This window comes from Paraburkholderia saeva (assembly GCF_907164555.1).
GTDB lineage: Bacteria > Pseudomonadota > Gammaproteobacteria > Burkholderiales > Burkholderiaceae > Paraburkholderia > Paraburkholderia saeva.
In genome coordinates, this window is sequence record NZ_CAJQZC010000001.1 from 50,442 (window position 1) to 69,149 (window position 18,708).

19 protein-coding genes and 1 pseudogene are annotated in these 18,708 nt (G+C 62.6%); 7 read left to right on the forward strand and 13 right to left on the reverse strand.

From position 1 onward, the window contains the following. Window positions 1-39: 39 nt before the first annotated feature. Window positions 40-1,407: a signal recognition particle protein gene (gene ffh / locus LPA36_RS00230; protein ID WP_228874123.1), complete on the reverse strand. Its 1,368-nt coding sequence runs from the start codon at window positions 1,405-1,407 to the stop codon at window positions 40-42. Between the two features lie 79 nt (window positions 1,408-1,486). Here ffh and LPA36_RS00235 point away from each other — a divergent pair, with 79 nt between their 5' ends. The 4 genes from LPA36_RS00235 to LPA36_RS00250 all read left to right on the forward strand — a co-directional run bounded on the left by LPA36_RS00235 (window position 1,487) and on the right by LPA36_RS00250 (window position 6,801). Continuing rightward, entirely contained in the window at window positions 1,487-2,407 is a 921-nt protein-coding gene (locus LPA36_RS00235) for a cytochrome C assembly family protein (RefSeq protein WP_228874124.1), read from the forward strand. Between the two features lie 8 nt (window positions 2,408-2,415). Continuing rightward, the gene (locus tag LPA36_RS00240; RefSeq protein WP_228874125.1) at window positions 2,416-2,715 is read left to right on the forward strand and encodes a PP0621 family protein; all 300 of its coding nucleotides are present in this window, start codon (window positions 2,416-2,418) and stop codon (window positions 2,713-2,715) included. Continuing rightward, window positions 2,712-3,308, forward strand: coding sequence for a 1,6-anhydro-N-acetylmuramyl-L-alanine amidase AmpD (gene ampD / locus LPA36_RS00245; RefSeq protein WP_228874126.1), 597 nt, complete (start codon window positions 2,712-2,714; stop codon window positions 3,306-3,308). Before LPA36_RS00240 ends, ampD begins: the two co-directional genes overlap by 4 nt. Before the next feature lie 484 nt (window positions 3,309-3,792). Then, window positions 3,793-6,801, forward strand: coding sequence for a ribonucleoside-diphosphate reductase subunit alpha (locus LPA36_RS00250; protein WP_228874127.1), 3,009 nt, complete (start codon window positions 3,793-3,795; stop codon window positions 6,799-6,801). Between the two features lie 138 nt (window positions 6,802-6,939). On the opposite strand, the gene LPA36_RS00255 is transcribed toward LPA36_RS00250, so the two are convergent. Further along, window positions 6,940-7,197, reverse strand: a complete 258-nt coding sequence (locus LPA36_RS00255) for a hypothetical protein (RefSeq protein WP_228874128.1) — start codon at window positions 7,195-7,197, stop codon at window positions 6,940-6,942. A gap of 202 nt (window positions 7,198-7,399) precedes the next feature. On the opposite strand from LPA36_RS00255, the gene LPA36_RS00260 reads away from it, so the two are divergent. From LPA36_RS00260 to LPA36_RS00270, 3 genes are all read left to right on the forward strand, one after another. After that, window positions 7,400-8,659: a ribonucleotide-diphosphate reductase subunit beta gene (locus tag LPA36_RS00260; protein WP_228874129.1), complete on the forward strand. Its 1,260-nt coding sequence runs from the start codon at window positions 7,400-7,402 to the stop codon at window positions 8,657-8,659. Window positions 8,660-8,751: 92 nt separating this feature from the next. Further along, window positions 8,752-9,084 carry a hypothetical protein gene (locus tag LPA36_RS00265; RefSeq protein ID WP_228874130.1) on the forward strand — a complete coding sequence of 111 codons (333 nt, stop codon included), beginning with the start codon at window positions 8,752-8,754 and terminating at the stop codon, window positions 9,082-9,084. A 30-nt stretch (window positions 9,085-9,114) separates the two neighbouring features. Continuing rightward, window positions 9,115-9,714, forward strand: a complete 600-nt coding sequence (locus LPA36_RS00270) for a histone H1-like DNA-binding protein (protein ID WP_228874858.1) — start codon at window positions 9,115-9,117, stop codon at window positions 9,712-9,714. 258 nt (window positions 9,715-9,972) lie between these two features. On the opposite strand, the gene LPA36_RS00275 is transcribed toward LPA36_RS00270, so the two are convergent. The 11 genes and pseudogenes from LPA36_RS00275 to LPA36_RS00320 form a co-directional block, all read right to left on the reverse strand. After that, on the reverse strand, window positions 9,973-10,449 hold the full coding sequence (locus LPA36_RS00275; protein ID WP_228874131.1) for an outer membrane lipoprotein: 477 nt from the start codon (window positions 10,447-10,449) through the stop codon (window positions 9,973-9,975). 18 nt (window positions 10,450-10,467) lie between these two features. Beyond that, entirely contained in the window at window positions 10,468-11,406 is a 939-nt protein-coding gene (locus LPA36_RS00280; RefSeq protein WP_228874132.1) for a carbohydrate kinase family protein, read from the reverse strand. A gap of 123 nt (window positions 11,407-11,529) precedes the next feature. Beyond that, window positions 11,530-12,030, reverse strand: a complete 501-nt coding sequence (gene tpx, locus LPA36_RS00285) for a thiol peroxidase (RefSeq protein WP_228874133.1) — start codon at window positions 12,028-12,030, stop codon at window positions 11,530-11,532. 104 nt (window positions 12,031-12,134) lie between these two features. Next, entirely contained in the window at window positions 12,135-13,646 is a 1,512-nt protein-coding gene (locus LPA36_RS00290; protein WP_407674207.1) for a DUF3426 domain-containing protein, read from the reverse strand. Window positions 13,647-13,661: 15 nt separating this feature from the next. Continuing rightward, a pseudogene (locus tag LPA36_RS29560) lies at window positions 13,662-13,727 on the reverse strand (hypothetical protein); the annotation flags it as partial. A 48-nt stretch (window positions 13,728-13,775) separates the two neighbouring features. Next, a complete protein-coding gene (gene prmA, locus LPA36_RS00295) occupies window positions 13,776-14,678 on the reverse strand; it encodes a 50S ribosomal protein L11 methyltransferase (RefSeq protein WP_228874135.1) in 903 nt (300 codons plus the stop codon). Window positions 14,679-14,681: 3 nt separating this feature from the next. Beyond that, entirely contained in the window at window positions 14,682-16,049 is a 1,368-nt protein-coding gene (gene accC, locus LPA36_RS00300; protein ID WP_228874136.1) for an acetyl-CoA carboxylase biotin carboxylase subunit, read from the reverse strand. A 127-nt stretch (window positions 16,050-16,176) separates the two neighbouring features. Then, on the reverse strand, window positions 16,177-16,644 hold the full coding sequence (accB, locus tag LPA36_RS00305; protein WP_228874137.1) for an acetyl-CoA carboxylase biotin carboxyl carrier protein: 468 nt from the start codon (window positions 16,642-16,644) through the stop codon (window positions 16,177-16,179). A gap of 69 nt (window positions 16,645-16,713) precedes the next feature. Beyond that, window positions 16,714-17,178 (reverse strand): type II 3-dehydroquinate dehydratase, encoded by a 465-nt coding sequence (gene aroQ, locus LPA36_RS00310; RefSeq protein WP_228874138.1) that lies wholly within the window; start codon window positions 17,176-17,178, stop codon window positions 16,714-16,716. Between the two features lie 194 nt (window positions 17,179-17,372). After that, window positions 17,373-17,954, reverse strand: coding sequence for a TlpA family protein disulfide reductase (locus LPA36_RS00315; RefSeq protein ID WP_228874139.1), 582 nt, complete (start codon window positions 17,952-17,954; stop codon window positions 17,373-17,375). Between the two features lie 14 nt (window positions 17,955-17,968). Further along, complete coding sequence (locus tag LPA36_RS00320; protein ID WP_228874140.1) at window positions 17,969-18,649, reverse strand: UDP-N-acetylmuramate--alanine ligase; 681 nt, start codon at window positions 18,647-18,649, stop codon at window positions 17,969-17,971. Window positions 18,650-18,708 lie beyond the last annotated feature (59 nt).

The window sequence follows — 18,708 nt, forward strand, 5'->3', positions numbered from 1 at the left end:
GAACGACGGCGGCTGCAATCAGTACAGCAACCGGTGTGATCAGCGCATGCCGGGCATCATGCCTTTCATGCCCCGCATCATTTTCTGCAGGTTGCCGCCCTTCAGCTTCTTCATCATCGTGCGCATCTGTTCATACTGGTTCAGCATGCGGTTGACTTCCTGCACCTGCACACCCGCGCCCGCTGCAATGCGGCGTTTGCGCGTCGCTTTGATCAGCTCGGGCTTCGCGCGCTCTTTCGGCGTCATCGAATTGATGATCCCTTCCATGCGACGCATCTGCTTTTCGGCCTGGCCCATGTCGGCGCCGGCGGCGGCCTGCTGGAACTGCGCCGGCAGCTTGTCCATCAGGGAGGACAGGCCGCCCATGCCCTTCATCTGCGTAAGTTGCGCGCGGAAATCGTTCAGATCGAAGTCGCCGCCTTTCTTGACCTTGTCGGCGAGCTTCTGCGCTGCCTGAACGTCGACGCCGCGTTGGGCTTCCTCGACGAGCGCGAGAATGTCGCCCATGCCGAGAATCCGGTTCGCCATGCGATCCGGATAGAAGATTTCGAGGCCGTCGAGTTTTTCGGCGACGCCGACGAACTTGATCGGCTTGCCCGTCACATGACGCACCGACAGCGCCGCGCCGCCGCGCGAGTCGCCGTCGAGCTTCGTGAGCACGACGCCGGTGAGCGGCAGCGCGTCGTTGAACGCCTTCGCGGTGTTCACGGCATCCTGACCGAGCATCGCATCGACGACGAAGAGCGTTTCAGCCGGCTTCAGCGTGGCGTGAAGCGCGGCGATTTCCTGCATCATCGCTTCGTCGATACCGAGACGGCCGGCCGTATCGACGATCAGCACGTCGTGATAGTGGCGCTTTGCCCAGTCGACGGCGCCGCGCGCGATGTCGACCGGCTTCTGGTCAGGTTCCGACGGATAGAAATCCGCGCCGACCTGTTCTGTCACCGTCTTCAGCTGCGCAATAGCGGCGGGGCGGTAGACGTCGCAGGAAACGGTAAGGACCTTCTTCTTGTACTTTTCACGCAGCAGTTTGGCGAGCTTGCCGACGGTCGTCGTTTTACCGGCGCCCTGCAGGCCGGCCATCAGGATGACGGCGGGCGGCGTGACGGCGAGATTCAGTTCGACCGCCTTGCCTTCGTAGTCGCCGCCGATGATCGCGGTCAGCTCGCGCTGCACCACGCCCACGAGCGCCTGGCCCGGCGACAGGCTGCTGATCACCTCTTCGCCGAGCGCCTTTTCCTTCACCTTCGAGATGAAGTCGCGCACGACGGGCAGTGCCACGTCGGCCTCCAGCAGCGCGAGACGGACTTCGCGCAGCATTTCCTGGGTGTTCGCCTCGGTAAGGCGGGCTTCGCCGCGCAGCGTCTTGACGACGCGCGCCATCCGTTGGGTCAGATTGTCGAGCATGGGGAGCGATGGGCAGTGCGGCCGGTGCATTGCGAAGCCAGAGACGTCGCGAGGCAAGGGCCTAGTGTAAACTTCGAATATGGATATTGTACTGTATGCCCTCACTGCACTCCTGTACGGCGGTCTCGCCGTCGCGGGCTGGCGTTCGCACCGGCACACCGCGCTGCGCCCGGTGCTGGAGAGCGTGCCGTCGATCCCGGTTGCGTCGAATGTGTCGGCGGCGTCGGGCATGAGCCCGTCGGGCCGCGCGCTGCTTTTCGTCGCGCTGCTCGCGCACGGCGTGCTGCTGCACACCACCATCTTTCCGCAGAACGCGATGGTGTTCGGTTTCGCGTTCGCGCTTTCGGCGATGTTCTGGCTCGGCGCCGGCATTTACTGGATCGAAAGCTTCTTCTTTCCGCTCGACGGCCTGCGTCTGCTGGTGCTGCCGCTCGCGTGCGTCGCTTCCTTGCTGCCGCTCGCGTTCAACGGCGTGCGCGTGCTGCCGTACTCGGCGGCGCCGCTTTTCAAGCTGCACTTTCTGATCGCGAACGTCGCCTATGGGCTCTTTGCGATCGCCGCGCTGCACGCTGTCCTGATGCTGCTGGTGGAGCGCCGCCTGCATGCGATGCGCGGCGGCGGCGCGCTTGCGCGCCAGAATCCGGCTGCCGGCAACGGCTGGCTGTCGAGCTGGCTCGACACGCTGCCGCCGCTCCTCACGCTGGAGACGCTGCTGTTCCGTCTGATCGGCGCGGGCTTCGTGCTGCTGACGCTGACGCTGATCTCCGGCATCCTGTTTAGCGAGCAGCTGGTGGATCGGCCGCTCAGGCTGGATCACAAAACAGTGTTCGCAATTCTTTCGTGGGTGATGTTCGGCGCGCTGCTTACCGCCCGCCGGGTGTCCGGCTGGCGCGGCCGTGCGGCATTGCGCTGGGTGCTGGCTTCGTTCGCGGCGTTACTGCTCGCGTACGTCGGCAGCCGTTTCGTATTCGAGGTGCTGCTGCACCGCCCTGTGGTCTGAGCGTCATCATGCGACAAATTTTTCTGCTGATTCTTCTCTTCATCGTCGGTAACTGGCTCGTCAAGGCGGTGCGTCGCGCTGAGTCGAAGGCGTCCGCGCGCACGGGTTCGGCGTCGTCGGGACCTGCCGCAGGCGACGCGCAGCGCGCGTCCAAAGCGGCGCAACTCGCCGAGCCGATGATCCGCTGCGCCGAGTGCGGCGTGCATGCGCCGAAGAGCGACTCGGTGGTCGTTGCCGGCCAGCCGTTCTGCAGCGCCGATCACGCGCATCGCCACGCCGCGCGCCCGAGCGGGCGCGACGCGCGATGAGCGTCGACTTCACCGTCGACGCCGACGGCTGGGTTCCCGCTGCGCTCAAACTTCCTTCGCCCAATTTCGAGGCGCGCCCTGACGGCGCGCGGCCGACGCTCGTCGTCGTCCACAACATCAGCCTGCCACCTGGCGAATTCGGTGGCACGGCAATCACCGAGCTGTTCCAGAACCGCCTCGACTGCGACGCGCATCCCTATTACGACTCGCATCTGCGCGGCGTGAAGGTGTCCGCGCATTTCGTGATCCGCCGCGACGGCGCGCTCGAACAATATGTATCGTGCGACGCCCGCGCATGGCACGCGGGCGCGTCGAACTTCTTCGGCCGTGAACGCTGCAATGACTTCTCGATTGGCATCGAACTCGAAGGCAGCGACGCCGCCGCGTTCGAACCAGCACAATACGAAACGCTGGGCGCGCTCGTGAAGACGCTCGCCGCACACTATCCGGTCGAAGCGCTCGCGGGTCATGCCGACATCGCACCGGGCCGCAAGACCGATCCCGGTCCTCACTTCGAGTGGCAACGCCTTCAACACGACAGCGCGTTGCCTGCTCGGTATTTCCCCTATCTCCCCCTCGCCGCCGCGTCGTAAAGCATCGCGCACTGCTTCCTTCGATGCATCGCAAATCGTTGCAGCGCCTTGCTTTCCGCGCGGTCCCGCCCGGCTTGGGCATATGAAAAGTCAAGCGCTCGGCGGCAAATAAAATAATTTGAGATGCCGGGAAGTTCCACTATACTTTGTGTAAGGAATCGATTTCCGAACTAGATGTTGTGGTGATCTGGCGGCGCCCCGCTTTACGAGCAAGGCGCCGCATGCATTCCAGGCGTTGAAAAAAACATTCGACTGGTGTGTGCCGACGAGAGCGGCTGCACCGGCAACTTCGGGGAAAGGGCGCAGCCAGTGATCGCGACTCGCATGATGAAGACTATCGTCCAGTCCGCCGTGTCGCATCCGGTCAGCAGACCTCGCTGGCCCACTCTCCGCATCCTTACGCTCGCGCCGGTTGTATCCACGTCGCAGCGATCGTACTAATCCGCGGTTATCTCCGCACCATTCCAGACCAGGAGCTTTGCACATGCAAACGACCGACAACGTGACGACCCGGTATGAGGGCTCACCCACTGGCCAACCGTTCGGTGGACAGGCACAGGCAGGCCAGGCGCTCGCGCCGCAGGCAACCTTCGCCGACTACAAGGTGATCCGTCGTAACGGCAGCGTCGTGTCGTTCGAGCCTTCGAAGATCGCGATCGCGGTCACGAAGGCGTTCCTCGCTGTCAACGGTGGTCAGGGCGCGGCGTCGGCACGTGTGCGCGAGCTGGTCGAACAGCTGACGCAGAGCGTCGTGCGCGCGCTGCTGCGCAGCCGTCCGAACGGCGGCACGTTCCATATCGAAGACATCCAGGATCAGGTCGAACTCGCGCTGATGCGCGGCGGCGAGCACAACGTCGCGCGTGCCTACGTGCTGTATCGCGAGAAGCGCACGCAGGAACGCAGCCACCAGCCGGAAGCAGAAGCCGGTTCGCCGGGCCTGAATGTCGTCGACGGCGGCGTGACGCGTCCGCTCGACATGGCTGCACTGCGCGGCATCATCGAATCCGCCTGCGCGAACCTGGGCGACGCCGTGAGCGCCGAGCCGATCGTCGCGGAGACGGTGAAGAACCTGTACGACGGCGTGCCGATGAGCCAGGTCTACGACTCGGCCATTCTCGCCGCACGCACGATGATCGAAAAGGACCCGGCATACAGCCAGGTCACCGCACGCATCCTGCTGCACACGATTCGCCGCGAAATTCTCAACGAAGAAGTCACGCAGTCGGAAATGGCCGACCGCTACGCCGAATACTTCCCGCAGTTCATCAAGCGCGGCGTGCAGGCTGAACTGCTCGACGACAAGCTGATGCAGTACGACCTGAAGCGTCTGGGCGCTGCGCTCGACAACAGCCGCGACCTGCAGTTCGGCTACCTCGGTCTGCAAACGCTGTACGACCGCTACTTCCTGCATCACGACGGCGTGCGTATCGAAATGCCGCAGGCATTCTTTATGCGTGTCTCGATGGGTCTCGCGCTGAACGAAGTAGACCGCGAAGCACGCGCGATCGAGTTCTACAACGTGCTGTCGAGCTTCGACTTCATGTCGTCGACGCCTACGCTGTTCAACTCGGGCACGCGTCGCTCGCAACTGTCGTCGTGCTATCTGACGACGGTCGACGACGACCTGGACGGCATCTACGAGGCGCTGAAGGAAAACGCGCTGCTGTCGAAGTTCGCAGGCGGTCTGGGTAACGACTGGACGCGCGTGCGTGCGCTCGGCTCGCACATCAAGGGCACCAACGGCAAGTCGCAGGGCGTGGTGCCGTTCCTGAAGGTGGTGAACGACACGGCCGTCGCTGTGAACCAGGGCGGCAAGCGCAAGGGCGCGGTGTGCGCGTACCTCGAATCGTGGCATCTGGACATCGAAGAATTCCTGGAGCTGCGCAAGAACACCGGTGACGACCGTCGCCGTACGCACGACATGAACACGGCGAACTGGATTCCCGACCTGTTCATGAAGCGCGTGCACGAAGGCGGCGACTGGACGCTGTTCTCGCCGTCCACCTGCCCGGATCTGCACGACAAGTTCGGTGCCGAGTTCGAAACGGCTTACACAGCTTACGAAGACAAGGTCGCGCGCGGCGAGATCAAGCTGTTCAAGAAGATCCCGGCGGCGCAACTGTGGCGCAAGATGCTCGGCATGCTGTTCGAAACCGGCCATCCGTGGATCACGTTCAAGGATCCGTGCAACATCCGTTCGCCGCAGCAGCACGTCGGCGTCGTGCACTCGTCGAACCTGTGCACGGAAATCACGCTGAACACCAGCGACACCGAAATCGCCGTCTGCAACCTGGGCTCGGTGAACCTCGTCGCTCACCTGAAGGAACAGGCGGACGGCACGCTCGTGCTCGACCACGACAAGCTGAAACGCACGGTCAGCGTCGCGATGCGCATGCTCGACAACGTGATCGACATCAACTACTACGCGGTTGCCAAGGCGCGTAACTCGAACCTGAAGCACCGCCCGGTCGGCATGGGCATCATGGGCTTCCAGGACTGCCTGCACCTGCTGCGCACGCCGTACGCGTCGGAAGAAGCGGTGAAGTTCGCCGACACGTCGATGGAAGCGGTCTGCTACTACGCTTACTACGCGTCGACGGAACTGGCGGAAGAGCGTGGCCGTTACTCGAGCTACCGCGGCTCGCTGTGGGATCGCGGCATCCTCCCGCAGGACACGCTGAAGCTGCTCGCCGAAGCACGCGGCGGGTATGTCGAAGTCGATTCGAGCGAATCGATGGACTGGACGGAGCTGCGTTCCCGCATTGCAACGTACGGCATGCGCAACTCGAACTGCGTCGCGATCGCGCCGACGGCGACGATCTCGAACATCATCGGCGTGTCGGCCTGTATCGAACCGACGTTCCAGAACCTGTATGTGAAGTCGAACCTGTCGGGCGAATTCACGGTGGTCAACGACTACCTGGTTCGCGACCTGAAGGCGCGCGGCCTGTGGGACGAAGTGATGGTCGCCGACCTGAAGTACTTCGACGGCACGCTCTCGCGCATCGACCGTATCCCGGCCGACCTGCGCGCGATCTACGCGACGGCCTTCGAAGTCGATCCGAAGTGGCTGGTCGAAGCAGCGTCGCGTCGCCAGAAGTGGATCGACCAGGCGCAGTCGCTGAACATCTATATGGGGGGCGCGTCGGGCAAGAAGCTCGACGAGGTCTACAAGCTCGCATGGCTGCGCGGTCTGAAGACCACGTACTACCTCCGCACGATGGCGGCGACGCACGTCGAGAAGTCGACGGTGGCGCACGGCGCGCTGAACGCGGTGAGCTCGGGCGGCGGTGAGAGCTCGGGCGGCGCGGGCGGTGTCGGTGGCGGCGCAGCAGGTGGCTTCGGCGTGAGCGGCGGCGCTTCATCGGGTGGTCTGCAGGCAGCGGCGGCAGCGCCGGCGATTGCAGTCGAAGCAGCACCGGAAGCCGATGGCCCCGTGTGCATGATGCGTCCGGGCGATCCGGGCTTCGAAGAGTGCGAAGCCTGCCAGTAATCAGGCAGCAGCGGTCGGCGTGAGCCGGTTGTGAAGCAGGGTGAGCGGTGGTGGTGATGCCACTGCCGCTCACAGAACGATTCGATGAAGCGTAGTAGTCAGACAGCAGTAATCAGATAGCAGCAGGCGCACTTCGCGTCACGCGCATTGCGCTCTGCGCATCGCAACATCGTCGACGCTGATCGACGTCTGCGAGAAAACCCTGAACTTTGTACGCAGCGCGTAGCCAGACAGACGACGCGGCGCGGTAACGCGAAGCCAGGCAACACAGATTAGAAGCACCTCGACGATCTTCACGATCGTCAGTTCGATGTTCAGTTCAGGATCGACGTGCGGTCTCTTCGAAGGGACTTCGAAGTCGCAGCAGGCGACATCGAAGCGACGTTCAGGCGACATCAAAACGAGGTGCTTTCGATGAAGCGAAGACCTTCAGCATCACATGCTTCGATCGCTTCGCATGAAGCGACAGACACGCTCTGTTGAACAAAGTGTTGTATGCAGGTCGCAACGTGAATCGAAAACAGGATTTTTCGTGAGCGAACTCTTTTAACGCTAACGAAAAGATGGTACAAACCGTTCTAAATTGATGGTGACATTTATGCTTAACTGGGATGACGAGATCACTGCCGTAACTCCCGCGAGTGCTTCGCAACAGAATGCGATGCGCAACGCTACGGAACCGGCCGTCGGAACGCAGGCTGCATCGCGTGCCGCTCATCAGGCTCCCTCGGCTCAGGACATCTTCGCGAACGACATCGCTGTCGCTCCGTATGCTGCTTCCGCTGCCGCTCAGGCAACCGCGCCGACCATTCCGGCAACCGCGCCGGCCGCTACCTCGGAAGCGCGCGTGAATGTCGCCGACAAGCGCATCATCAACGGCCAGACTGACGTCAACCAGCTGGTGCCGTTCAAGTACAAGTGGGCATGGGAAAAGTATCTGGCCGGTTGCGCGAACCACTGGATGCCGCAGGAAATCAACATGTCCCGCGACATCGCGCTCTGGAAAGACCCGAACGGTCTGACAGAAGACGAACGCCGCGTCGTCAAACGTAACCTCGGTTTCTTCGTGACAGCGGATTCGCTGGCCGCGAACAACATCGTGCTGGGCACCTACCGCCACATCACGGCGCCCGAATGCCGCCAGTTCCTGCTGCGCCAGGCGTTCGAAGAGGCGATCCACACGCACGCTTACCAGTACATCGTCGAATCGCTCGGCCTGGACGAGGGCGAGATCTTCAATGCGTATCACGAAGTCGACTCGATCCGCGCGAAAGACGAATTCCTGATTCCGTTCATCCACACGCTGACCGATCCGGCCTTCAAGACCGGGACGCTCGAAGCCGACCAGAAACTGCTGAAGTCGCTGATCGTGTTCGCCTGTGTGATGGAAGGCCTCTTCTTCTATGTCGGCTTCACGCAGATTCTTGCACTAGGCCGCCAGAACAAGATGACCGGCGCAGCGGAACAGTACCAGTACATCCTGCGCGATGAATCGATGCACTGCAATTTCGGCATCGACCTCATCAACCAGATCAAACTCGAAAACCCGCATCTGTGGACGGCTGAGTTCCGCGCGGAAATCCGCGAAATCTTCAAGCAGGCTGTCGATCTCGAATATCGCTACGCAGAAGACACCATGCCGCGCGGGGTGCTCGGCCTGAATGCGTCGATGTTCAAGAGCTATCTGCGCTTCATCTGCAACCGCCGTTGCCAGCAGATCGGTCTCGATCCGCTGTTCCCGAACGAGGAAAACCCGTTCCCGTGGATGAGCGAGATGATCGACTTGAAGAAGGAACGCAACTTCTTCGAAACGCGGGTCATTGAATATCAGACAGGCGGCGCGCTCTCCTGGGAATAAGCCGGGAGTCGTGTCGTAGACGAAATTGATGGGGATGCCGCCGGCCGCTCATGGCCGTCGGTGGCACATAAGGTTAGGAGCAGGAACGCCTGATGCAAAGCATGCCCGGTGCGCCATGTGCCTTGATGGCCATGGCCCACAACGATGACAGGCACTTTGCGAACCCTTCAGTGGGATGGGCAAACTTCCCCCCGGAAAAAGCCGCTGGCCGAAACGCCAGGGGTTCGATCAAGCAATTGCCGGCGTCGGAATCCGACGCCGACCAGATCTGGCGCGCGGTGCTGAATGGCACCGTGCGCCTTACCGCATTCATTAGCGTAAGCGCGCTGCACCTGCGTACGCCGATGAATAGCCCGCTTCGTAGCGCGCGCCCTGAGAAGCGTCCGCGGGAAGCGGGTTTTGACGAAGGGTGTTGTTTGAACTGACTCTCATCTGAAAACCTGAAGGAGAAAATGATGGCAACTGCAAAAAAAGCCGCAGCCAAGAAGGCCCCGGCAAAGAAAGTCGCTGCAAAGAAAGCTGCACCGGCAAAGAAAGCAGCCGTTAAGAAAGTCGCAGTGAAGAAGGTTGCAGCGAAGAAAGTCGCAGTGAAGAAGGTCGCAGCGAAGAAGGCAGCGCCGGCGAAGAAGGTTGCAGCGAAGAAAGTTGCTGCCAAGAAAGTCGCAGTGAAGAAGGTTGCAGCGAAGAAGGCAGCACCGGCGAAGAAGGCCGCTGCGAAGAAGGCGCCTGCGAAGAAGGTTGCAGCGAAGAAGGTTGCCAAGAAGGCAGCACCGGCCAAGAAGGCTGCAGCGAAGAAGGCTGCGCCTGCGAAAAAGGCTGCTGCTAAAAAGGCGCCTGCGAAAAAGGCTGCTGCCAAGAAGGCTGCCCCTGCGAAGAAGGCTGCCGCCAAGAAGGCTGCCCCTGCCAAGAAGGCTGCCCCTGCGAAGAAGGCTGTCTCGAAGAAGGCTGCCCCTGCTCCCGCTGCGACGGCTGCATCGAGCGCACCGGCTGCGACGGTGAAGACGGCGTTGAATCCGGCTGCAGCATGGCCGTTTCCGACCGGCAGCCGTCCGTAAGACGCTGAAGCAGTAATCAGGCACATCGCGATGTGTCCGATGATTGGGTAGAACAGGACCCAATCACCGTCCCGTCACCGGCTTGCTGGTGGCGGGATTTTTTTCGTCTGGCTGTTATGCAGCGCGATCGGCGCACCCTTTCAAGGGACGAAAAAAAGCGCATGCACGGTAGAGGCATGCGCATCAGATTGCTACATCGACCTCACGGCCGACGCGGCTCAGGAAGGCTGGTTCAGGGCAGGCGGATCACCTTGCCTGTCAGTGCGTGACGCGCGTCACGCCGCCGCTCGACAGCAGACGCACGCGTTCGCCGGCGCGAAAGATCTCGCCCGTGGCGGTTTGTGTAATCGCACGCAGATCGCCGTTGTCGAGCATCACGGTAATTTCGACGCCGTCGCGAACTGCCGTGCCGTTTTCTACCGCGTTGCCCGCCACCGCACCGACAATACCGCCGACGATGCCGGTCAGGATCGAGCCCGTACCGCCGCCGATCTGGCTGCCGGCTACGGCGCCAAGCGCGCCACCGCCGATCGCCCCGAGGCCGCTCGGCTGGCCGTTGTTCGAGCTGATCTTCACGGCGCGCACGCTGTCGACGGTGCCCATGCGCACCGTCTCTTCACGTTGCGCCTGAGACGCCGTGTAGACGTCGGCCGAACTGCTGTTGTACGCGCAGCCTGTCATGACCAGCGAACCCGCGACCAAGATCGCGGCTACCAGGCGACTCGTCGATTTCATACTCCTCACTCCACTCATTTACGGCAGGTCGTATCCAAACGCCTGCTTGAATCGTTCGTTGATCTCTGCTCGCGAAGGCGCGTAGTTCTGCGGCCCCTGATGTTCGATCTTGAGCGCGCCCATCAGGCTCGCGAGACGGCCCGTCGTGGCCCAGCCGAGGTTGTTTTCGATGCCGTAGAGCAGGCCGCCGCGGAACGCGTCGCCGCAGCCCGTCGGATCCAGCACCTGCTTCGCGGTGACGGCCGGGATTTCTTCGATCTTGCCGGCGTGATGGATCTGCGCACCCTGTTCGCCGCGCGTGATGATCAGCGCATCGACACGGCTCGCGATTTCTTCGATCGACCAGCCCGTCTTGTCGCTGACGAGCGCGGCTTCGTAATCATTGACTGCCACGTAAGTGGCAAGTTCAATCATGCGGCGCAGCGACGCGCCGTCGAAAAGCGGCAGCCCCTGGCCCGGATCGAAGATGAACGGCACGCCGGCCGCAGCGAGTTCTTCCGAGTGCTGGATCATGCCGTCGAAGCCGTCCGGCGCGACGATACCGAGCGTGATGCCCTTCGCTTCGCCCGCATGGTTCACGTGCGACTGCATCATCGCGCCCGGGTGGAACGCCGTGATCTGGTTGTTTTCGAGGTCGGTCGTGATCATCGCCTGCGCGGAATACGTGTCGGGCAGCACGCGTACGTGTTCCGTCGACAGGCCGAGGCTCGCGAAACGGTCCATGTAGAGCTGGGCGTCGACGGCGCCCATCGTTGCCATGATGCGCGCGTCGCCGCCGAGCAGGTTCAGCGAATAGGCGATGTTGCCGGCGCAACCGCCGAACTCGCGGCGCATCGTCGGCACGAGGAAGCTCACGTTCAGGATATGAACCTGCTCAGGCAGGATGTGCTCCCGGAAGCGACCCTCGAAGGTCATGATGTTGTCGTAGGCGAGCGAACCGCAAATGAGCGTGGCCAAGGCGAACGTTCCTGTAAATAATGTGTGTGATTGCCGCGCGGTGTCCGAGCCGGAAGCGGGACGCAGGTCTGGACGTGAAAGCGCCGCGCAGATGCGCGGCGCGGACACCTTTGCGGCAGGGTTTTACTTCAGCGCGCCGAGCGCGGCGTCGTAGTTCGGCTCGTTCTTGATCTCGCCGACGAGTTCCGCGTGCACGACGTTGTCGTTTTCGTCGATCACGACGACTGCGCGTGCCGTGAGGCCCGTCAGCGGGCCGCTCGTCACGTCGACGCCGTACGCCTTTGCGAAATCATGGCCGCGGAACGTCGAGGCCGTGACCACGTTTTCGATGCCTTCAGTCGTGCAGAAGCGCGTTGCCGCGAACGGCAGGTCGCCCGAAACGACGATGACCGTCGTGTTTGCGAGCTTGCCAGCGGCTTCGTTGAACTTGCGCGTCGACGTGGCGCAGGTCGGCGTGTCGAGGCTCGGCACGATGTTGAGGACTTTGCGCTTGCCGGCGAAATCGGCGAGCGTGACGGGTTTCAGATCCTTGCCGACGAGCGAGAAGGCGGGCGCTTTCTGGCCTGCCGACGGGAACGTGCCGCTTACTTCGATCGGGTTGCCACCCAGCGTGACTTGACTCATGTTGTGCTCCGGAAATGCGTCATCGTTGACGTTAAATACGCCCGGTTCGCCGGGCGCGCGAGAGATGCGTGAATCCTGCTCCTATCGTGTGGACGCCCGAAATGTCACGGGTAAAAAATCTGCACACGGAAATTCGATGCGACGGCGTCGCCGGTATCGAGGCGCACGATCATCGTTTGCGTCGAGTGACCCGGCAGGCCGGCGGCGACGGACGTGCCCGGCGTGACGTAATCCTGCGGCCACAGCACGCGACGGATCGCGATATTGTTCTGCGCATCGAGCAGCGTGAGTTCGATCGCCGGATACGCCAGCGCGACGCCGAAACGGTTTCGCAACGGCATTTTCAGTTCGAGCTTGTGCGGGCCGTCTACCTGACGCAGATCGGACGGCTCGACCTGCAGGCCGTCGATATCGCGCGGCGGCGCGACCGTGCAGCCGAACTGCACGCAGGCCTGCGCGTAGAGCGGCTGGGTACCCGGCCAGTAGACCATCACCGTTTCACGTTGCCACCACGCCAGTTGCGCGATGAGCCCGACAAACAGGACCAGTGCGACCAGCGAGCCGAGAATGATCCAGCCGGTGCGGCGCGGCTCGGCCTCGCGCGTCTCGCGCACGACGGCAAACGGCGCTTCGTCTTCGTCGTGGTCGAGCGAGGTGGCGAACGGTGCGGCCGCGGCCGAAGTGAAGCGCGGCTCGCTGTCGTGCGTCTCTGGATAGATTGCAGCGCCGGCCGGCGCGTTCGCGAACGCGGGTTCGTCGGTGTCCGGTTCGATCGGACGCCAGCGCGTTGCGTCGCTGTCGTCATCCACTGCATGGTGGCCGTTGATCGGCGCATGCACGGGCTCGTGCACCGGCCCGTGCATCGTCGGAAAGTCGTGTGCGGGGGCTGCCGCCGTGCCTTCGCGCGCCGCGCGTTCGGCCGCTTCGCGCTCGATGGCGACCTTCAGCTTCGCCATCGCGGATTCTGAAAGCGGGCGATACGGCAGATTTTTCGTGCTGTGACGCAGACGTTCGTCGATCAGCGCATCTGGCGCAGGTGCCCACGGATTCCACGCATCGCTACGGAAGTCCGGCGCGCCGGCGGCGTGCTGATGGGTGTCTTCGAACGTGCGCGCGGACGTGTGAGGCTCGACCGGCGCGGGCGTGTCGAAGGGCGTGTCCGGGTCGGCGGCGGCAGGTGTTTCGAGCGGTGCGCGCGGTTCGGCAGACGACGAATGCATCGCCGTCTCCGCGCGCGTTTCAGTGTGCGAAAACGCGTCTGGCTCATCCGCTTTGTCGACTTCGTCAGCGGCAGCGGAGGTCGATACGGAGGGCACCTGCTCCGGAGTCTCAAGCGGTGCGTGCGATGAAGGCGCTTCGACTTCCGGCTCGATCGCGCCAAACGTCGGCTCCACGCGCGATCCAGCAAGCGGGCCTTCTTCTGCGGTGTCGTGCTGCGTTTCGGGCTCGTGAACGGGTTCCGGAGCGGAAACTGTCCACCGCTTCGGCTCCGTACCGGCAATCAGTGCCGCTACGACATCCGGACTGACCGGCGTGGCAGTGGAAAGATCGCCGTCGGTGGTTTCGTAGAGGCTGCTGGAAGCGTCAAAAACTTCGTGACAATGTCCGCAGCGCACTAGACCACGCCGCAGCGAAAGGTGCGTCGGCTGGAGTCGAAAAACTGTTTCGCAGAAGGGACAGCGCGTCGCCAGGAGCATATTGTGCCGGGGACCCTGAGGGCGTTGGAGTGGACGATACGGCCTATTCTAATGGCTTTCGCGTCGGGTTCCCGTGAGGCAGACCCAGCCCTCGTGTTCACGCCAGACGGAGATGTCGATCCAGCGCTCGTAGACACGCGCTACGTCGTCCGCCTGCCGCGCGAGAATGCCCGACAGTGCAATGCGGCCACCCGGTTTTACCTTCGACGCGAGCATCGAGGCCATCAGCTTCAGCGGGTTCGACAGGATATTCGCGACGACGATATCGAACTCGCCGGTCGGGCACGCGTCGGGCAGCCCATACGTGACTTCCGCGCGGTTGCGCTCGCTGTTCTGGTGGGCCGATTCGACTGCCTGCGGATCGATGTCGATGCCGAACACCGGGTTCGCGCCGCACTTCTTTGCAAGGATCGCGAGAATGCCCGAGCCGCAGCCGTAATCGAGCACGGATTGATTCTGCTTAACGTTCTGTTCGAGCCATTCCATGCAAAGACGCGTCGTCGGATGGCTGCCGGTGCCGAATGCAAGGCCCGGATCGAGTTCGAGCACGAGTGCGTCCGGGTCCGGCGCGTCGTGCCACGACGGCACGACCCAGATGCGCTCGCCGATCGAAATCGGGTCGAACTGCGATTGCGTGAGCCGCACCCAGTCCTGATCCTCGACGTCGCGCACGGTGAACGACGGTGTCTTTTCCAGGCCGAGCTGGTTGGTCGCGGCGGCGAGCAGCACCGCCGGGTCGTGTTCGGCCGCGAGCAGCGCGATCACGCGCGAGCGCTCCCACGCGGTGCGTTCAGGCGTGAGACCGGGCTCGCCGAAAAGCGGCTGCTCGTCGGGCGTGTCGGCATCCGCGTCTTCGACCGACACGGACAACGCGCCCAGGTCGAGCAGCGCATCGGAGAGATCCTCCGCGTGCTCGCGTTCCAGCTCGACGATCAGTTCCCGGTAACTCATTGCTTACGCTTCTTCCGGTGCGGCCTGCAGCTTCGCAGCCAGCCGGTTTTCGAGGTAATGAATGCTCGTGCCGCCCTCGACGAACTTCGCGTCGAGCATCAGCTCGCGATGCAGCGGGATATTGGTCTGGATGCCTTCGACGACCATTTCCGACAGCGCGATGCGCATGCGCTTGATCGCCTGCTCGCGCGTTGCACCGTAAGCGATCAGTTTGCCGATCATCGAATCATAGTTCGGCGGCACGAAATAGCCGTTGTACGCATGCGAATCGACGCGGATGCCCGGGCCGCCCGGCATGTGCCAGGAGGTGAGGCGCCCCGGCGACGGGGTGAACTTGAACGGGTCTTCCGCGTTGATCCGGCATTCGATCGCGTGGCCGCGGAACTGGATGTCGCGCTGACGCACCGCCAGCTTCTCGCCGGCCGCAATGCGGATCTGTTCCTGCACGATATCGATGCCGGTAATCAGTTCCGTCACCGGATGCTCGACCTGCACGCGCGTATTCATTTCGATGAAGTAGAACTCGCCGTTTTCGTACAGGAATTCGAACGTACCTGCGCCGAGGTAACCCATCTTCTTGCAGGCGTCCGCGCAACGGTCGCCGATGCGCTCGATCAGGCGGCGCGCGATGCCCGGCGCCGGCGCTTCCTCGATCACCTTCTGGTGGCGACGTTGCATCGAGCAGTCGCGCTCTCCCAGCCAGATCGCGTTCTTGAACGAGTCCGACAGGATCTGGATTTCGATGTGCCGCGGGTTCTCCAGGAATTTTTCCATGTAGACCTGCGGATTGCCAAACGCGCGGCCGGCTTCTTCGCGCGTCATGTTGACCGCGTTCACGAGCGCGGCTTCCGTGTGGACAACACGCATGCCGCGACCGCCGCCGCCGCCTGCTGCCTTGATGATGACCGGATAGCCCACCTGGCGGGCAATTTTCACGATCTCCTTCGGATCTTCGGGCAACGCGCCTTCAGAACCCGGCACGCAGGGCACGCCGGTCTTGATCATGGTCTGCTTCGCGGTGACCTTGTCGCCCATCATCCGGATCGTTTCCGGACGCGGTCCGATGAACACGAAGCCCGACTGTTCGACGCGCTCCGCGAAATCCGCGTTTTCAGAGAGGAAACCGTAGCCGGGGTGAATCGCTTCGGCGTCGGTGACTTCTGCCGCGCTGATGAGCGCGGGCATGTTCAGGTAGCTCAGGTTCGAAGGCGCCGGCCCGATACAGACGGCTTCGTCGGCGAGCTTGACGTATTTGGCTTCCTTGTCGGCTTCCGAATAGACGACGACCGTCTTGACGCCGAGTTCGCGGCACGCGCGCTGGATACGGAGCGCGATTTCGCCGCGATTGGCAATGAGGATTTTTTCAAACATAGCGGATTTTCGACTCATCAATGGGCGCCGCAGCATGGATTGACCACGACTCAGCGGCTGCCTCAGAGGATCGGTTGCGCACGCGATAGAGGCGTGCGCCGACGGCTGATACGGAAAAAGCGCCGGTTTAGCCGACCACGAAGAGCGGCTGGCCGTATTCGACTGCCTGACCGTTCTCGACGAGGATTTCCTTGATCACGCCCGACTGGTCGGATTCAATTTCGTTCAGCAACTTCATCGCTTCGATAATGCAGATCGTCTGACCTTCCTTGACCGTGTCGCCCACCTGGACGAACGGATCGGCACCCGGCGACGGCGCGCGGTAGAACGTGCCGACCATCGGCGACGTCACCACGTGGCCTTGCGGCGCTGCCGGAGCCGGCGTGGCCGGTGTGCCCGCGGCGGCTTCAGGTGCTGCGCCCTGCATCGGCGCCGGGCCAGCGTACTGCGGCGCGTACGAGGCGGACGGCTGCACGTAAACCGGCGGCGCATTCTTGACGATGCGAACCTTGCCTTCGCCCTCTGTCACTTCCAGTTCCGAAATACCAGACTCGGAAACGAGGTCGATCAGAGTCTTGAGTTTACGTAGATCCATTGGGCATCCCCTTTTATGCGTGAAGGGCCGGCGTTCGATGACGTCCGGCGCAGAATTGGTTGTGTTTGGTCAGCCGCGCGCTGCGCTGGCCTGTCCCGTGGACAGCCGGTCGAGTGCGAATTCGAGTGCGTACAGATATCCCTTCCAGCCAAGGCCGCAGATGACGCCTTCGGCCTGGTCGGAGAAATACGAGTGATGCCGGAACGGTTCTCGACGATGCACGTTCGACAGATGAATCTCGACGAACGGGATGCCGACCCCCGCCAGTGCGTCCCGAATGGCCACGCTGGTATGCGTGTACGCGGCGGGATTGATCAGGATGAAATCAGTCTGTTCGGTTCTTGCCGCCTGGATCCGGTCGACGATCGCGCCTTCGTGATTGCTCTGAAAGGTAGCGAGTTCGACGTCCGCGCGGGCGGCATGGTCAGCCAGCGCCTGATCGATCTGCGGCAATGTCACACGCCCATAGACCTCCGGTTCCCGGGTGCCGAGAAGGTTGAGGTTGGGGCCGTGCAGAACCAGCAGTCGCGTCATGGTCGCTTCTATTTCCGTGGAATTGCGCGAACTTTAGCGCTGATTAGAGAAACTTGTCTAGTTTCGCAGGGGGTTCGCGCCGCGCGCGGCCGGGGTGGCCAGCGCCGGCACGCCCGATTTGATCGCAATTTCGCCTAATTTACGCGTAAAAAGGCGCGTTCAGAGAAGATTTTGCGTATTTCGCGAATATGGGCTTAAAGGGCGTCGAGCGTGCGTTTCAGTTCGGCTGGCTGGATTTCGCCGAGTTTTGTCGAAAGAACGGTGCCTTTGGCGTCAATAACGACCGTATAGGGAAGGCCGCCCGCGTTGTTGCCGAATGCCCGCGCGAGGTCCGCTCCGCCGAAGCCGGTGACGAAAACCGGATAGTCGACCTTCACTTTCTGCAGGAAAGTCTGCACGTTCTTTTCGGAATCCACGCCAAGGCCGATGAACTGGATGCCCTTTTTTGCGTAATCGCGATGGAGTTGAGCGAGGGCAGGCATTTCTTCTACACACGGTCCGCACCACGACGCCCAGAAGTTCACGACGACCGGATGGCCCTTGAACATCTCCAGCGATTGCGGCTTGCCGTCGGCGCTCGTCACGTTTTGCGCCCAGAGTGCGTTGACGGCGTCCTGCGGCCTGCTCGCCGCGCCGGCGCCAGGCTGACCGGATTGTCCCGATTGCGCCGATTGCGCTGTCTCCGTCGCGTTGCCATTCAGGAACCAGTAGCCGGCAGCGGCCCCGCCGCCTGCTGCCACAACTGCTACTGCGAGTGCTGCCAGAATCCGCTTCATCGTGGTGGGTCTGTTCAGGTAGTGGTTGGAGAAATGGAAGGCGCCGCCGCGGATGCCGCCGCAATGCTTTCAGCGAGCAGCGTCTCTACCGTCTGCCGGTTCGCGCGCGCCGTGCGGCCGCGTGCGTCGGCGCGCACGGCGCCGCGCAGATCGTCGGAATCGTAAAGGGCGACGTGGATGCCGACCGGCTCCGCCTCGCGCCGCTCTTTCGCCGGACGCCACAGGAAGCTGAGCGTCTCGACGTAGCCGCGGCCGGCGAAGTGGCGCGTCTCGGAGACGTCATACTGGATGTTGGCGTTGAGCAGATAGATGGCGACTTCCTTCGGGTTGTCGCAGAACGCCTGCAGATGCACGTCCGAATGCTCGCCCGCCGTTCCGCCGAGCACGGCGCCCGTCAGATAGGGATTGAACGGGGCGAGGCGATCCATCCAGTCGAGCGCGACTTCGCGCAGCCGCCGCAGAACCGCGGGCTGGCTGTCGCCCTGGAAAAGCGACTGGTACTCGCGGATTTCTTCTTCTATCTGGTCGTTATCCGGCAGCCATTCGCCAGCGACACGCGTCTCCCCGACGACCTGCCGCGCAGCCTTGCGTTTGGCCGTCGAATAATCCAGCCCGTCTTCGGCGATCATTCTCGCAGCCGCCATGGCGATTTCCTCGCGCACGCGCTGCGGATCGAAATGTGATTTGCGAACCATCTCACAATCATACTAGAGAATATATGACGGCCTTTCCGGCTGCCTGGAACGACACCGCC

What these genes read in the sequence shown, in the direction of transcription:
- ffh (WP_228874123.1), bottom strand. Translation starts at nt 1,407, where the DNA reads ATGCTCGACAATCTGACCCAACGGATGGCGCGCGTCGTCAAGACGCTG.
- LPA36_RS00235 (WP_228874124.1), top strand. Translation starts at nt 1,487, where the DNA reads ATGGATATTGTACTGTATGCCCTCACTGCACTCCTGTACGGCGGTCTC.
- LPA36_RS00240 (WP_228874125.1), top strand. Translation starts at nt 2,416, where the DNA reads ATGCGACAAATTTTTCTGCTGATTCTTCTCTTCATCGTCGGTAACTGG.
- ampD (WP_228874126.1), top strand. Translation starts at nt 2,712, where the DNA reads ATGAGCGTCGACTTCACCGTCGACGCCGACGGCTGGGTTCCCGCTGCG.
- LPA36_RS00250 (WP_228874127.1), top strand. Translation starts at nt 3,793, where the DNA reads ATGCAAACGACCGACAACGTGACGACCCGGTATGAGGGCTCACCCACT.
- LPA36_RS00255 (WP_228874128.1), bottom strand. Translation starts at nt 7,197, where the DNA reads ATGTCGCCTGAACGTCGCTTCGATGTCGCCTGCTGCGACTTCGAAGTC.
- LPA36_RS00260 (WP_228874129.1), top strand. Translation starts at nt 7,400, where the DNA reads ATGCTTAACTGGGATGACGAGATCACTGCCGTAACTCCCGCGAGTGCT.
- LPA36_RS00265 (WP_228874130.1), top strand. Translation starts at nt 8,752, where the DNA reads ATGCAAAGCATGCCCGGTGCGCCATGTGCCTTGATGGCCATGGCCCAC.
- LPA36_RS00270 (WP_228874858.1), top strand. Translation starts at nt 9,115, where the DNA reads ATGGCAACTGCAAAAAAAGCCGCAGCCAAGAAGGCCCCGGCAAAGAAA.
- LPA36_RS00275 (WP_228874131.1), bottom strand. Translation starts at nt 10,449, where the DNA reads ATGAAATCGACGAGTCGCCTGGTAGCCGCGATCTTGGTCGCGGGTTCG.
- tpx (WP_228874133.1), bottom strand. Translation starts at nt 12,030, where the DNA reads ATGAGTCAAGTCACGCTGGGTGGCAACCCGATCGAAGTAAGCGGCACG.
- prmA (WP_228874135.1), bottom strand. Translation starts at nt 14,678, where the DNA reads ATGAGTTACCGGGAACTGATCGTCGAGCTGGAACGCGAGCACGCGGAG.
- accC (WP_228874136.1), bottom strand. Translation starts at nt 16,049, where the DNA reads ATGTTTGAAAAAATCCTCATTGCCAATCGCGGCGAAATCGCGCTCCGT.
- accB (WP_228874137.1), bottom strand. Translation starts at nt 16,644, where the DNA reads ATGGATCTACGTAAACTCAAGACTCTGATCGACCTCGTTTCCGAGTCT.
- aroQ (WP_228874138.1), bottom strand. Translation starts at nt 17,178, where the DNA reads ATGACGCGACTGCTGGTTCTGCACGGCCCCAACCTCAACCTTCTCGGC.
- LPA36_RS00315 (WP_228874139.1), bottom strand. Translation starts at nt 17,954, where the DNA reads ATGAAGCGGATTCTGGCAGCACTCGCAGTAGCAGTTGTGGCAGCAGGC.
- LPA36_RS00320 (WP_228874140.1), bottom strand. Translation starts at nt 18,649, where the DNA reads ATGGTTCGCAAATCACATTTCGATCCGCAGCGCGTGCGCGAGGAAATC.